Source organism: Gluconacetobacter aggeris, assembly GCF_014174395.1.
Taxonomy (GTDB): Bacteria; Pseudomonadota; Alphaproteobacteria; order Acetobacterales; family Acetobacteraceae; genus Gluconacetobacter; species Gluconacetobacter aggeris.
Genome location: NZ_JABEQD010000005.1, coordinates 41,575 through 54,949 on the forward strand (window position 1 = coordinate 41,575; position 13,375 = coordinate 54,949).

At 66.3% G+C, this 13,375-nt stretch carries 12 protein-coding genes; 6 read left to right on the plus strand and 6 right to left on the minus strand.

All coding sequences use genetic code 11. The annotated features are described in order from the left end of the window. Window positions 1-65 precede the first annotated feature (65 nt). From HLH36_RS09060 to HLH36_RS09070, 3 genes are all read left to right on the plus strand, one after another. Complete coding sequence (locus tag HLH36_RS09060) at window positions 66-209, plus strand: hypothetical protein (RefSeq protein ID WP_182964641.1); 144 nt, start codon at window positions 66-68, stop codon at window positions 207-209. Then, on the plus strand, window positions 206-1,138 hold the full coding sequence (locus HLH36_RS09065; protein WP_182986082.1) for a tyrosine recombinase: 933 nt from the start codon (window positions 206-208) through the stop codon (window positions 1,136-1,138). Before HLH36_RS09060 ends, HLH36_RS09065 begins: the two co-directional genes overlap by 4 nt. An 83-nt stretch (window positions 1,139-1,221) precedes the next feature. Next, a complete protein-coding gene (locus tag HLH36_RS09070) occupies window positions 1,222-2,178 on the plus strand; it encodes an acetyl-CoA carboxylase carboxyltransferase subunit alpha (RefSeq protein ID WP_182986083.1) in 957 nt (318 codons plus the stop codon). A 119-nt stretch (window positions 2,179-2,297) separates the two neighbouring features. On the opposite strand, the gene HLH36_RS09075 is transcribed toward HLH36_RS09070, so the two are convergent. From HLH36_RS09075 to HLH36_RS09100, 6 genes are all read right to left on the minus strand, one after another. Then, on the minus strand, window positions 2,298-3,539 hold the full coding sequence (locus HLH36_RS09075) for a transglycosylase SLT domain-containing protein (protein ID WP_408871869.1): 1,242 nt from the start codon (window positions 3,537-3,539) through the stop codon (window positions 2,298-2,300). Then, window positions 3,527-3,973 (minus strand): DUF1489 family protein, encoded by a 447-nt coding sequence (locus tag HLH36_RS09080; protein WP_182986084.1) that lies wholly within the window; start codon window positions 3,971-3,973, stop codon window positions 3,527-3,529. Before HLH36_RS09080 ends, HLH36_RS09075 begins: the two co-directional genes overlap by 13 nt. A gap of 3 nt (window positions 3,974-3,976) precedes the next feature. Continuing rightward, entirely contained in the window at window positions 3,977-5,125 is a 1,149-nt protein-coding gene (locus HLH36_RS09085) for a nucleoside hydrolase (RefSeq protein ID WP_182986085.1), read from the minus strand. Between the two features lie 154 nt (window positions 5,126-5,279). Next, complete coding sequence (gene hemW, locus HLH36_RS09090; protein WP_182986086.1) at window positions 5,280-6,461, minus strand: radical SAM family heme chaperone HemW; 1,182 nt, start codon at window positions 6,459-6,461, stop codon at window positions 5,280-5,282. Next, complete coding sequence (locus HLH36_RS09095) at window positions 6,451-8,451, minus strand: potassium transporter Kup (RefSeq protein WP_182986087.1); 2,001 nt, start codon at window positions 8,449-8,451, stop codon at window positions 6,451-6,453. The genes hemW and HLH36_RS09095 overlap by 11 nt, the downstream gene beginning before the upstream one ends. Before the next feature lie 67 nt (window positions 8,452-8,518). After that, entirely contained in the window at window positions 8,519-9,283 is a 765-nt protein-coding gene (locus tag HLH36_RS09100; RefSeq protein ID WP_182986088.1) for a YggS family pyridoxal phosphate-dependent enzyme, read from the minus strand. A gap of 138 nt (window positions 9,284-9,421) precedes the next feature. Here HLH36_RS09100 and HLH36_RS09105 point away from each other — a divergent pair, with 138 nt between their 5' ends. The 3 genes from HLH36_RS09105 (at window position 9,422) to HLH36_RS09115 (ending at window position 13,318) form a co-directional block, all read left to right on the plus strand. Next, window positions 9,422-10,723, plus strand: a complete 1,302-nt coding sequence (locus tag HLH36_RS09105; RefSeq protein ID WP_182986253.1) for an RsmB/NOP family class I SAM-dependent RNA methyltransferase — start codon at window positions 9,422-9,424, stop codon at window positions 10,721-10,723. A gap of 89 nt (window positions 10,724-10,812) precedes the next feature. Then, the gene (rpe, locus tag HLH36_RS09110) at window positions 10,813-11,490 is read left to right on the plus strand and encodes a ribulose-phosphate 3-epimerase (RefSeq protein ID WP_182978654.1); all 678 of its coding nucleotides are present in this window, start codon (window positions 10,813-10,815) and stop codon (window positions 11,488-11,490) included. A gap of 61 nt (window positions 11,491-11,551) precedes the next feature. Next, window positions 11,552-13,318 (plus strand): heparinase II/III family protein, encoded by a 1,767-nt coding sequence (locus HLH36_RS09115; protein ID WP_182986089.1) that lies wholly within the window; start codon window positions 11,552-11,554, stop codon window positions 13,316-13,318. Window positions 13,319-13,375: the final 57 nt, after the last annotated feature.

Below are 13,375 nucleotides of genomic sequence, written 5' to 3' on the forward strand. Positions count from 1 at the left end.
GCCATGTCGCATCGAGGCTGGCTCATCCGGCAAGGCGGCGGGCACCATCGCGCGGAGATTTGGTCATGCGGCGCATCCTGTTGGCTCTTGCGGGCATTGTAGTCCTGGTCGGAATCGGTGGCTTTGTGTCGCTGGGTGTGTTCCCGCCACCGGCGCCGGCCATGTCGGTACACAAGGATCTGCCGCCGGATCGTTTCGTCCACTCATGAACGTGGCCGTCCAGGCCGAATCGTTCCTGGAAATGCTGGCGGCCGAGCGTGGGGCGGCCGTGAATACGCTGCGGGCCTATGCCCGCGACCTGCGCGACCTCGAATCGTTCGCGGCGCAGGCCGGATGCGGGATAGCGGGCGCCGACGCAGGCGTGCTGCGCGACTACATGGCGAGCCTTGCATGTGCGGGTCTGTCGCCACGGACGCAAGCGCGGCGTCTCTCATGCCTGAAGCAGTTCTATCTGTTCCTGACGCGCGAGGGGATGCGGACTGACAACCCCGCCGCGTTACTGGATGCGCCCCGCCTGCCGGCCACGCTGCCGCGCTTCCTGACGGAAGAGGAGGTCGATGCGCTGCTGGGCGGGTGCGACGTACCGCCCGATGACGGGCGTCGCTGGCTGGTCGCGCGCGCGGCGCTGGAAATCCTGTATGCCTCCGGATTACGGATTTCGGAACTGCTGGTTCTGCCTCGCCGCGCCCTGGCGGGGGACGCACGCATGTTGCTGGTGAGGGGAAAGGGGGGGCGGGAGCGACTCGTGCCGCTGTCCGTCCAGGCGCGGGCGGCGGCCGAGGCGCTGGCGGTGCGAGACCAGGCATTGCGCAGCCCGTACCTGTTTCCGGGCCGGGATGGGCAGCGTCCCCTGACACGGCAGGGATTCGACCGGATCCTGCATGATGTCGCGCTGCGGGCAGGACTGGACCCGGCGCGCCTGTCGCCGCATGTGCTGCGCCATTCCTTTGCCACCCACATGCTGGCGCGTGGGGCCGATCTGCGTGCGCTTCAGGTGCTTCTGGGCCATGCCGACATCGCCACGACCCAGATCTATACCCATGTACTGGCCGAGCGGCTGCGTGCGGTCGTCGAGGCGCATCATCCGCTTGCGGGTGGTCGCAAGGATTCGGACGAACAGCCGGATATGCAGCCATAAGGACGGTTGCGCTGCCCCATGGATTTGGGGGGAGGCTGGACGGGGGGACTTGGCAGGATTCGTGGCTGTGCTATCCGCACGGGATGCGCCAGTTTCTAGATTTTGAAAAGTCGGTCGCCGAGCTTGAGAACAAGATCGACGAACTCCGCCATATGTCAGGCCCCGACGGCATCAATATCGCCGAGGAAATCGCCCGTCTGACCGAAAAGTCGGAAAAGCAGCTTCGTGCCGCTTACGCCAAGCTGACTCCCGGCCAGAAGGTCCAGGTCGCCCGTCATGCGCAGCGGCCGCACACGGTCGAGTATATCAGCACCCTGATCCAGGATTTCACGCCACTGGCCGGTGACCGCCTGTTCGGCGAGGACAAGGCCGTGGTCGGTGGTATCGGCCGTTTCCAGGATGTGCCGGTGGTGGTGATCGGGACCGAACGCGGGTCGGAGCTGGAAAGCCGACTGGAGCATAATTTCGGCATGGCGCGCCCCGAGGGCTATCGCAAGGCCCAGCGGCTGATGGAACTGGCGGGCCGTTTCGGCATGCCGATCCTGACCTTTATCGACACCGCCGGCGCGTGGCCCGGTATCGATGCCGAGGCGCGGGGCCAGGCCGAGGCGATCGCACGGTCCATTGATACCTGTCTGTCGGCGCCGGTACCGGTGATTGCCACCGTGATCGGCGAGGGGGGATCGGGCGGGGCCATCGCGCTGGGCGCCGGCGACCGGGTGATGATGCTGGAACACGCGATCTATTCGGTCATTTCGCCCGAGGCCTGTGCGTCGATCCTGTGGCGCGACCCCAAGCTGGCGACCAGCGCGGCCGAGGCGCTGAAGCTGACGGCTCAGGACCTGCTGCAACTGCATCTGGTCGACCGCATCATTCCCGAGCCGTTAGGTGGTGCGCAGCGCGATCCTGAAGCCGCGATTCGCGCGGTGGGTGAGGCGATTGCGGCCGAGCTGCCCGACCTGCTGTCGCTCAGCGCGGCCATGCTGGTGGCGCAGCGCAGGGAGAAATTCCTGGCCATGGGGCGTGACGGGCTGACCTGACCTGACCTGACCTGACCTGACCGGCCGGGCCTGCGGCCGTGGGGCTCTGGCGGTGATTTCTTCGTTGCATTCGGATACGCGCGGAGGATCCCCATCTGCGCGCGGTTACGGGCCAATACTCATTGGCCGGGACGGATAATCATGCAGTCCAGTCCCTGCTGGCGCAGGGACGAACAGGCTGTGGCGGCGCTGCTGCGTGCCAGGCCGGCCAGCCGGGCGCGATAGAGCGGGTGCCCGTTGAACGAAGGGACGGGTTGAACGACGCTGCGCGCCCCATCCAAGGCGCTGAACGCCGCCTGGCGGGCCATGGTGTTGGCAAAGCGGGCCTGCCCTTCAGAAGTAAACGCGCCGACCTGGACCGCCCATTGGCCGTAATTCACGCCGCCTGCGGCACTGCCGCCCAAGGGGGCGCGGGCCGCCATCGGTATCGCGATGGCGGCGGGGGCCAACGGTTCGGCGATGGACGGCGCGGGCGTGGGGGCCGCGTCGGCCCGGGGCGTAGGCGGCGGTAACGGCGACGACAGCGGGGGTGCCAGGGGTTGGCACGGAGCATCGGGATCGTAGGCAGCATCGGGGTCGTGCGCGCATTGCCCGGCGGGTGCGCGGGGTGGCACGTAGGCCGCATACTGGACAGGCTGGCCGCCCGTCGGATCGGCGATGGTTGGGGTGACGACGACCGGTTGGGTGGCGCGAGACGTCGACGCCATGGCAACCGGCAGCAGGGGCGGCGTGGCCGAGACCATCTGGCTGCCGCTGCCATAGGCGGCCAGCGGGCCGCTGAGGGCGACCGCCGTGCCCAGGTTGGGTGTGACCGAGGCCAGATAGTTTACCGTCTCGTTCGGCAATTGCCGGCCGGTCTGGAGATAGTCATCCAGACGCTGTGGGCCGGCATTATAGGCTGCGAGAAAGCCCGGCGCGCCATAGCGGTCGTACATCTGTCGGATATAGGCAGTGCCGGCGAGGATATTGTCGTGCGGCTCGTATGGGTCCGGTCCCAGCCCGTTCTGCGCCTGCATGTCGGCATAGGTCTGGGGCATCAACTGCATCAGGCCCATGGCTCCGGCCGACGAGGTGATCGGTTGTCCGTTCAGATATTCATGGCCGCCCGATTCCTGCTGCATCACGGCGCGCACCCATTCCTGCGGGACCGAGAAGCGGGTCGAGGCATCGGCGATATAAGGCCGCCACGGGTCCTGGGGCGGGCCGGGGGCACGATAGGCACCATTGCGGGCGTAATAGCGGGAATAGCGTGAACCGGGCGTACTGCTGCATGCCGCGAGGATGGCAGGGCCGATCAGGGCGAGCCCGATCATGGCGGCACGGCGGCCGCGCCGTCGGTAGGGGGGCGCTAGATCAGGCATAGGCCGGCCAGGTTCCGCCGCAGCGATTCGGGGAGCGTTCCGCCATCGCCTCCGCCGACGGACAGGTCGGGCGGTGCGTCGGCGGGGGACAGGTAGCGCCAGCCCTGGAACGGGCGCATCGGGCGCGGGGCAACCGGTATGATCTCCGGTGCCAGGACCACCAGTGCGCAGGCCACGCCGTCCTCGCGCGTGTCGGGACGAATCTCGATGACACGCTGGCGGCACAGGATCAGCCCGTTGATGACCCGGTAGAGCGAGCCGCCATCGAGGATCTCCGGTGCCCGGCGGGGGAACATGCGGGTCCGTAGCCAGGGGTGGCCGGATGGCCGGGTGCCGTCCAGCCCGTCCCCGGCTCCTTCGGCCATGGTACGCTGCCGGTGCGCCAGATCCTCGAGCGAGGTGATTCCGACAGCGAGCTTGACCAGATGCAGCATGAATCAGGGGTGACCGGCGGAGCGCACGTCGCTCTGTGCTTCGTGCAGGAACGTGTCCAGGAAACGCTGGGCGTCGATCGACTGCACGATCCGTACCTTGCGGATGTCCATCTCTCTGGGCGCAGTGGAATCGGGCCAGACGACCACATGACCGTAATGCGGCCCGTTGGCGATGTCGATGTCCATATAGGCGTCGAGCGACGCGGTGATCAGGCTGGGATCGGCGGCGATCGCCGTTGCCATTTCATCCCACATCGGCAGAGGATCGTAATAGGTGCCGATATAATCGGTCATTGGCGTGCGCTTCTGCTGAATGTGTTTCAGATAATCGCGCGTCATCATCAGGTCGTTGGACACGTTGCCGACGACGGTGATCGACGGCCATGGGGCGGTCAGCGTGATATGCGCCGCCTCCGGATCGAAGATCATGTTGAAGTCCGAGGCGAAATCGACGTTTCCGGTCAGGGCGCGCATGCTGGTGTCCAGCAGGCCGCCCATGAAGATCAGCTCCTTTGCCGTGGCGGCAAAGGTTGGGTCGATGCGGATCGCCAGCGCCAGGTTGGTCATCGGGCCGGCTTCGACGATGGTGACCTGGTGCGGATGGGCATGGACCTGTTGGATCAGGAATAGGGCCGCACTTTCCGCCGTGGGCTTCAGGGTCGGGGCGCCGTCCTTCATCGCCGGTAGCGGCGGCTGTTCGGAGGGGACTTTGTCCATCGGTCCCAGCGCGCCCCAGGCGCCCTTCCAGGGAATGGTGCCGAACTGTTTTTCACGCAGGCGCATCAGCTTTACGCTGTTGATCAGCGGGTAGACGGCACCGTCGGCGACCGGCACGTCGGTTCGGCCGATGATCTCGAGGAAGCGGCGCAGATGGGCGGATTCCTGATTTTCCCAGCCGTCGCCAGTTGCGACGGTAAAGCCCAGCACCTTGACGGCCGGATTGAACAGCAGGGGGATGACCGATTGCTGGTCGGAACCGCCCGGGCCGAGAAAATCATTGTCTTCGATCACCAGCCGCGGCTCCGCCGCATGGGCGGCAGGCTGTGTGGCCAGCAGGCCTGCCCCCAGGGCAAATGCCCGCAATGTGGTGGGCAGAAGGTGACGAGGGCGTGAACCGGCGCGCGTCCGGCGCTGGAAGGGGGAAAGTGGCATGCTGCGTCCTGTGTGCAAGAGCCCGGCTGTTCGGTCGTCCTGCAGACTGTTTTAAAAGTGCCGCTGTTGGCAATCCGGGGCGTGTTTTAAGTGCTTCGCGGCAGACGGCTGCCAAGACGTTCCTGAAGCGCACCGACCCTTTTAAAACAGCTCGTTAGAGCACCACGGCGCCGAGCAGGGCTTCCAGTCGGAGGCGGCCCGCATTCGTGGCGCGCAGGGCGACGCCCTCCGTTGTCTCGTCGCGGACAAGATATCCCTCTTCCAGCGCCGCTGCCAGAATCACCGGATCGAGCGCATCGTTCATTGCCATGCCGGTGCGTTGTGCGAACCGGGTCTCGGCCACGCCCTCGGTCAGGCGCAGGCCCATCAGCAGCATCTCGCGGGCGCGGTCGCGGGCGGTCAGGGTATCGTCCTGTGTCAGGCCGCTTCCCGTCCGTTCCACGCGCTCCGCCCATGGTTCCGGAGCGCGGTGGCGGCGGGTGGCATGTAGCCCGTCCGCCAGGGTTATCCGCCCGTGGGCACCGGGGCCGATTCCCAGATAGTCGCCGTAACGCCAATAGGTCAGGTTATGGCGGCTTTCCGCCCCCGGCCGGGCGTAATTCGAGACTTCGTAGGCCGCCAGCCCGTGACCGGCGGCGACCATGGCGGTTTCCTCGTACATCAGCGCCCCCGATTCCTCATCGGGCAGGACCAGCAGCCCCTGGCGGTGCAGTCCCTCGAAACGGGTACCTGGCTCGATGGTCAACTGGTAAAGCGAGAGATGGTCTGAAACCAGGGCGAGGGCCTGGTTCAACTCGGCCCGCCAGGAAGCGGGCGACTGGTCCGGCCGCGCATAAATGAGATCGAAGGAGATCCGGCTGAACAGATCGCGCGCCGTCTCGAGCGCCGCTACGGCCTGTCCGGCGGAATGCTGTCGCCCCAGCAGGCGCAGCGCGTCGTCGTCCAGGCTCTGGATGCCCAGCGATACCCGGTTGACGCCGGCGTCGCGGAATGCGCGCAGCCGCCCGATTTCGACGCTGGTGGGATTGGCTTCCAGCGTGATTTCCAGATCGGGCGCCGTGGCGAACAGGGACCGGGCATCGGCGATCAGGGACGCGACCGTCTCCGGCGCCATCAGCGACGGTGTGCCGCCGCCGAAAAAGATCGACCCCAGCCGGCGCGGACCGTCTGCTGTCAGGCGGGCGGCCTCATGCCCCAGTTCGCGCCGCAGAGCGGCGGCGAAGCGGGCCTGCGGGATGGAGTCGCGTACATGGCTGTTGAAATCGCAGTACGGACATTTGGCCAGGCAGAACGGCCAATGGACATAGAGTGCGAGGGGTGCTGCGTCAGATGGCAAGCCGCACGCCCAGTTCCACCACCCGGTCGGGTGGAATACGGAAGAATTCGGTGGCGGGGATGGCGTTGCGCGCCATCAGCAGGAAGAGCGACATCCGCCAGCGCGACATCTTGGGCACCGAGGAGCGCACCAGCAGTTCGCGGCTGGTGAAATAGGAGGCCTGCATGGCGTCGAACTCCACGCCGTTTGCTTTCAGTTCCTCCAGCGCGCGGGGCAGGTTCGGAGTTTCCATGAAGCCGTAGCGCAGGATCACCCGATAGATGTTCGGGGCGAGCTGCTGCAGGGCAACGCGGTGGCCGCGCGTGGCTTCCGGCTGGTCCAGGGTCTGGACGGTAACGAACAGCACATGCTCATGCAGTACCTTGTTGTGCTTCAGATTGTGCAACAGGCAGGTCGGCACGAATTCCGGCGTCGCAGTCATGAAGACGGCCATACCGGGGACGCGGATGGTACGTGACTGGGGCAGGCGGGCCAGGAAGGAGTTGACGGGCAGGCTGTCCAGTTTCTGCCGGGCCATGATCAGGCTGCGGCCGCGCTTCCATGTCGTCATCATCAGGGTCAGCGCGGTACCCAGCAGGACCGGCACCCAGCCGCCCTGCGGGATCTTGAGCGCGTTCGACGCGAAGAAGACGCTGTCCATGACGAAGAAGCCGCCGAACGTGACCGCTGCAGCCGCCCGCGACCAATGGTACTGGCGGCGGAACACCACCATCGCCAGTACACAGGTGCACATGAAGGTGCCGGTAACGGCGATGCCGTAGGCCGAGGCCAGCGCGTCGGAACTGCGGAAGGCCACCACCAGCAGCAGGGCGCCGACCATCAAGGCGCGGTTGAATTCGGGCAGGTAGATCTGCCCTTCCTCGTTCTTGTTGGTGTGGGTGATGCGCATGCGCGGCAGGTAGCCGAGCTGAATAAGCTGGCGACAGAGCGAGAAGCCACCCGAAATTCCAGCCTGACTGGCGATGACCGTCGCCATCGTCGACAGGATGATCATCGGGATCTGCAGCCAGCGCGGCCCCAGCAGGAAGAACGGATTGCTGATAGCCGACGGGTCGGAAATGATCAGCGCGCCCTGGCCCATATAGTTCAGCGCCAGGCAGGGCAGGACGCAGAACAGCCACGCATAGCGGATGGGCTGCCGGCCGAAATGGCCCATGTCGGCATACAGTGCCTCGGCGCCGGTGACCGACAGCACGACGGAGCCGAGGGCAATGAAGGACAGCCAGCCGTGATAGATGATGAACTGCACGGCATAGATCGGCGAAATGGCCATCAGGATGTGCGGATGGCGCACGATGGCCAGAAGGCCGAGGACGCCGAGCATCGTGAACCACAGCACCATGACCGGTCCGAAGATCGCGCCGACCTTGCCGGTGCCGTAGGATTGCACGCTGAACAGGCCGATCAGTACCACGATCGCAATGGGAATGATCAACTCGCGCGCGGCGGGGAAGCTGACCTCCAGACCTTCGACGGCCGAGAGGACCGAAATCGCGGGCGTGATCAGCCCATCCCCGAAGAACAGGCAGGCACCGGCGATGCCGGCCATGCCCAGGACCAGCTTCAGCCTGCTATCCTGAGACACTTTCTGTGCCAATGCCATCAGCGAGATGATGCCGCCCTCGCCATTATGGTCGGCGCGCATGATCAGCAGCACGTATTTTACCGTGACGATCAGGATCAATGACCAGAGGATCAGGCTTTCGACGCCCATGACCTCCCACGCATCGATCTGGTGATGCTGCGAGACGACGAGGATGGTGGAACGCAGGGCGTAGAGCGGACTGGTGCCGATATCGCCGAAGACCACGCCAAGAACGGCCAGCAGGGCGGCGAAACCGACCGGGCTGGCTGCGTGTTCGTGCTGGTCGGCGCCGAATTCGGTAATCTTGGACGACGTGTCCGAATGGCCGCCGGTTTCGGCGGCCGTTGCGGCAGCCTGGGCAGGCGGCGTCGATCCGGCAATATGGTCGACCGGGTCTGGCGTCATGTCGGGACGTCTCCGAAGACTGTTGGCAGGCAACGGCGCGCCGGCCGCGTTGTCTTCCGGCATAGCGTCATGATTCGGAGGCAGCAAGGCGAGCGGGCGGGATTGCGCTATTCGGTGGGCTGGCAGGTCGATGGCCGAAGATCGCGCTGCCCACGCGCACATGGGTGGCTCCCGCCGTGATCGCCGCCTCGAAATCCGCCGACATGCCCATGGATAGCAGCTTCAGGTCGTGCGCCCGGGCCAGATCCGCCAGATAACGGAAATGCGGTACCGGGTCTGCGTCGGCCGGCGGAATGCACATGAGACCTCGCACGGCGTCACCGAAACGCTGGCGGCACGAAGTGATGAAACTGTCGGCCTGTGCGCGGGGGATGCCGGATTTCTGAGATTCGTCGCCGGTGTTCACCTGTACCAGGAGATCCGGCAGGCGCCCCGCGCGGTCGGCGGCCCGGGCCAGCGCGTCGGCCAGGGACGGGCGGTCCAGACTTTCGATCATGTCGGCGATCCGTACCGCCTCCAGGACCTTGTTAGTCTGCAGGCCGCCAATAATATGCAGACGCAGGGCTGGCCAGGCGTCGCGCAGCGGGGGGAATTTCTCCGCTGCTTCCTGCACGCGGTTTTCGCCGAACACGGCCTGACCGGCTTGCAGAGCCTCCACCACGCTCGACTGGGGATGGAATTTAGAGACCGCGACCAGCGTGACCGTATCCGGCGCGCGGTGCGCGCGGTGGGTTGCCGTCGCGATCCGCTCCCGAATGTCGGCCAGGGCGGTGGCGATCGGGGATGGGCAGGACGGGGTGCCGGCCGTGGCGGCGGAGAACGTTGTCGTCATACTGTTACGGTTGGCCGGGGCCGGTCGCCGGTCAAGGGGAATATGACGCAGATTCCCGGCGCGAAGGGGTGGTGGCGTGAAGACGGGCATGCCATCAGCACGCGGCATATGGAACGGGACGGGAGGAGCGGACGCATCATGAGCCAGGGCGCACCAGACGGACGGGGGCAGCGCGGACCGCGCGGCGCCGGGGCGGACCCGACACGGGATATTGCCTTCGATATCGTGCAGGGCGTTCTGGAACATCGCCGCATGCTGGAAAACAGCCTGGACCAGTCGCTGGCGGCGCGCGGCGCGGATGCACGCGACCGCGCCGCCGCGCACCGGCTGGGGGCGACCGTGCTGCGCCACCTGGGGACGGCCGGAATGGTGCTGGAGCCTTTCCTGAAGAAGGAACCGCCACTGCCGGTGCGGACGGTGCTGCTGATTGGCGTGGCGCAGATCCTGTTTCTGGATACGCCCGCACATGCGGCTGTCGGCACCGCAGTCTCCCTGGCGCGCCGGCGTGGCCTGACACCGTTCGCCGGGCTGGTGAATGCGGTACTTCGCCGTGTCGCGCAGGCCGGCGCGGGTGCGCTGGATGGGTTGGACCAGGATCGGCTGGACGTGCCGCCGTGGCTGTGGAGCGCGTGGGGCGAATTGGCACGGCCCATCGCCGAAGCCCTGGGGCGTGAGGCGCCGCTGGACCTGACGATGCGTCCAGGCGCCGCATGCCCGCCCGGTGCGGAGCTGTTGCCAACCGGTACGGCGCGGCTGCCGGCGGGAACGCGGGTGGCGGAATTGCCGGGATATGCCGAGGGGGCATTCTGGGTTCAGGACGTAGCGGCATCGCTGCCCGCACGTCTGCTGGCGGCGCAGCCGGGCGAGCGGATTGCGGATCTGTGTGCGGCCCCAGGGGGCAAGACGGCACAACTGGCCCTCGCCGGGGCCGAGGTGACGGCCATCGAGCGCGAGGCGGGCCGGATGGCGCGGTTGCGGGAGAATCTGGCGCGCCTCGCCCTGACGGAGCGGGTGACGACGGTGCTGGGCGATGCGACCACTTGGCAGCCTGACGCGCTGCTGGATGGCGTGCTTCTGGATGCGCCCTGTTCGGCGACCGGCACCGCACGGCGCCACCCCGATGTGTTGTGGATCAAGCGCCCGCGCGACCTGCAGGCCCTGACCGAGGGGCAGGACCGACTGCTGGCGGCCGCGCGCGACATGCTGCGTCCCGGCGGGCGCTTGGTCTATGCCGTCTGCTCGCTTCAGCCCGAGGAGGGGCCGGAACGTGCTCGTGCCGCGGCCGCGATGGGACTGGTGCCCGACCCGTTCTCGGCGAAGGAACTGGCGATGTTGCCCGAGGCGCGTACCCCGGAAGGCTGGCTGCGGACCCATCCTGCACTATGGGCCGGAGTGGGGGGGATGGACGGGTTCTTCGCTGCACGTTTCCGTCGCGCCTAGCCTCTCTTGAGAACGTGAGGGAAGTCGGTCATCGTGGCGGTACGCAACTGCTTGCATGCCGCCCATGATTTCCTGTTACACTGCAAGCCATGTCCATTCATTTCCCCCCTCTTATCGCGCCCAGTGTCCTTTCGGCTGATTTTTCCCGCATGGCGGAGGAAGTCGCAGCCGTCGAGCGGGCTGGCGCCGACTGGCTGCATCTGGATGTGATGGATGGCCATTTCGTGCCGAATCTGTCCTTCGGCGCGCAACTGATCAAGGCGCTGCGCCCGCAGTCAGGCCTGGTATTCGACGTGCATCTGATGATGGCGCCGGTTGATCCGTATCTGGAGATGTTCGCCCAGGCGGGGGCCGACCATATTCATGTGCATATCGAGGCGGGGCCGCATACGCATCGGACTTTGCAGCATATCCGCGCGCTCGGCGTGAAACCGGGCGTCGCCCTGTGTCCGGCGACCCCGGCGCAGGCCGTGGAGGAAGTGCTGGATCTGGTGGACGTGATTCTGGTCATGACCGTCAATCCGGGATTTGGCGGCCAGAAATTCCTGACCAGCCAGTTGGACAAGATCCGCACGCTGCGCCGTATGGCGGAGGCGACCGGCCGGGACATCCGGATCGGTGTCGATGGTGGCGTGGATGTTCGGACCGCGGCGCTGGCGACCGAAGCTGGCGCTGACATGCTGGTGGCCGGGACGTCGGTCTATGGCCAGCCGGATTACGAGCGGGCGATTGCGGGCCTGCGCGGGGCGGCCAGACAGGCTGTATGATCCAGAGCGGGCGGTCATGCATGGGGTGGATGGATCTGTCTCGTGAAATGAGAGGGGCCTGATGGTCCTGCGACGTTGGAGCCAGGATGCGCGTCTTTCGCTGGCTCGCCTGCCGTCTCTGGCGGGGCTGGGGCGGGTTCCCGCCGCCCCGGTCCATGCCGTGCGCGATTTGTGGCCCGGTGACCCGACATCGGGCGCGCAACTGGCCCTCGGCAGCCTGACCTACGCGGGGGTTATGCGGCGAATCGGGCCGGGGCGATGGGAGGACCCGTCCTATCCCGATTCGTTCCGGGCCTATCTGCATGGCTTCACATGGCTGCGGGACCTGCGCGCCGTCGGAACCGATTCGGCGCGGCTCCAGGCGCGCGCGCTGGTCAATGATTGGCTGGACCATCCTCCGACCGACTCGATGGTGCGCGACTGTGCCGTGACTGGCGCCAGGCTGGCTGCGTGGCTGGGGCATTACGATTTCTTCGCCGCATCGGCCGATGACGGGTTCCGCCAGCGCCTGATGCAGCGGCTGCTGGCCGAGGGACGAACGATCGCAGCGCTGCTGCCGCCCGAGACGCATGACTGGCGGGCACTGATCGCCTTCAAGGGCCTGCTGGCCGCTGCGATCGCGATGCCCGAACATAGCGGATTCCTTTCCCGGTTCATGCGCTATCTGGATGCCGAACTGGCGCGGCAGATCATGCAGGATGGGTGTCACATCCAGCGCAGCCCCGAAATCCAGTTTCTGGCATTGCGCGAGCTGGCCGAAATGCGGGCGATGCTGCAGGCCGCCCAGTTGCCGTTGCCGGACTCACTGGCGCTGGCACTCGATCGCATGAGCCCGGTGCTGCGGGCCATGCGGCATGGTGATGGGGGGCTGGCGCTGTTCAACGGCAGCCATGCCGGCAATGTAGCGATGATCGAGATGGTGCTGGCGCAATCGACGCGGTCGCGGGTGGTGGCGACCACCATGCCCGATGGGGGCTTTATCCGGTTGCAGGTCGGACGATCCCTGCTGCTGCTCGACGCGGCGGCGCCTCCGCCGCCTGGTTTCGATGCGTTGGCCCATGCAGGGACGTTGTCTTTCGAATTCTCGGTGGCGCGGCAGCGCGTGATCGTCAATTGCGGTGCCGGGCAGACAGCGGAATGGCGGCGTGCGCTGCGTGAAAGTGCCGCGCATTCGCTGTTGGTGCTGGAAGGTCGGTCGTCTTCGGATATCGGGCCCGATGGTGATATCCAGCGTCGGCCCGCGCATGTGACTGCGGAACAGATGGGCCAGGATGGAGCCCATTGGCTGGACCTGTCACATGATGGCTATCACGCTCCGTTCGGTGCCTCGTGGCGTCGCCGGCTCTATCTGGGGGAGGGGGGGGAAGACCTGCGGGGAGAGGAAATCATCGAGGGTGAGCGGATGCAATCCTTCGATCTGCGTTTTCATCTTCATCCTTCAGTCGGGGCGGAATGGGATGCTGAGGGGCAGATCGTCGTCCTGGACGTCGGCGGCCGGATCTGGAAATTCCGGGCTGATGGCGGAACGCTCGCAGTCGAGGAGAGCATCTATTGCGGTGGGCTGAAACCCGAACGGACACGCCAGATCGTCATCCACGTGCGTCCGGGCGACGAACTGACGGCTGAAGCGACGGAGGAGTCTCCACCGGATGCGGCGACGGAGATGCAGTCCGGTGAAGGGGCCCTGCCCGACAGGGATGGTGACAGTGAGGAACCTGAGACGAAAGCGGCGGATATTCCAGTTCCTCCTGCCCGCACAGCGCGGACAGGAAGCGGGGAGCGGACGCGCCAGATCGTTCGCTGGGGATTGATGCGGATGGAAGGATAGGCCGGTCTCCACCGGGCCACGCTGCCCGTCGCCGTGGCATTGCGTGTCCTGAACGTG

What these genes read in the sequence shown, in the direction of transcription:
- HLH36_RS09060 (WP_182964641.1), top strand. Translation starts at nt 66, where the DNA reads ATGCGGCGCATCCTGTTGGCTCTTGCGGGCATTGTAGTCCTGGTCGGA.
- HLH36_RS09065 (WP_182986082.1), top strand. Translation starts at nt 206, where the DNA reads ATGAACGTGGCCGTCCAGGCCGAATCGTTCCTGGAAATGCTGGCGGCC.
- HLH36_RS09070 (WP_182986083.1), top strand. Translation starts at nt 1,222, where the DNA reads ATGCGCCAGTTTCTAGATTTTGAAAAGTCGGTCGCCGAGCTTGAGAAC.
- HLH36_RS09075 (WP_408871869.1), bottom strand. Translation starts at nt 3,539, where the DNA reads ATGCCTGATCTAGCGCCCCCCTACCGACGGCGCGGCCGCCGTGCCGCC.
- HLH36_RS09080 (WP_182986084.1), bottom strand. Translation starts at nt 3,973, where the DNA reads ATGCTGCATCTGGTCAAGCTCGCTGTCGGAATCACCTCGCTCGAGGAT.
- HLH36_RS09085 (WP_182986085.1), bottom strand. Translation starts at nt 5,125, where the DNA reads ATGCCACTTTCCCCCTTCCAGCGCCGGACGCGCGCCGGTTCACGCCCT.
- HLH36_RS09095 (WP_182986087.1), bottom strand. Translation starts at nt 8,451, where the DNA reads ATGACGCCAGACCCGGTCGACCATATTGCCGGATCGACGCCGCCTGCC.
- HLH36_RS09100 (WP_182986088.1), bottom strand. Translation starts at nt 9,283, where the DNA reads ATGACGACAACGTTCTCCGCCGCCACGGCCGGCACCCCGTCCTGCCCA.
- HLH36_RS09105 (WP_182986253.1), top strand. Translation starts at nt 9,422, where the DNA reads ATGAGCCAGGGCGCACCAGACGGACGGGGGCAGCGCGGACCGCGCGGC.
- rpe (WP_182978654.1), top strand. Translation starts at nt 10,813, where the DNA reads ATGTCCATTCATTTCCCCCCTCTTATCGCGCCCAGTGTCCTTTCGGCT.
- HLH36_RS09115 (WP_182986089.1), top strand. Translation starts at nt 11,552, where the DNA reads ATGGTCCTGCGACGTTGGAGCCAGGATGCGCGTCTTTCGCTGGCTCGC.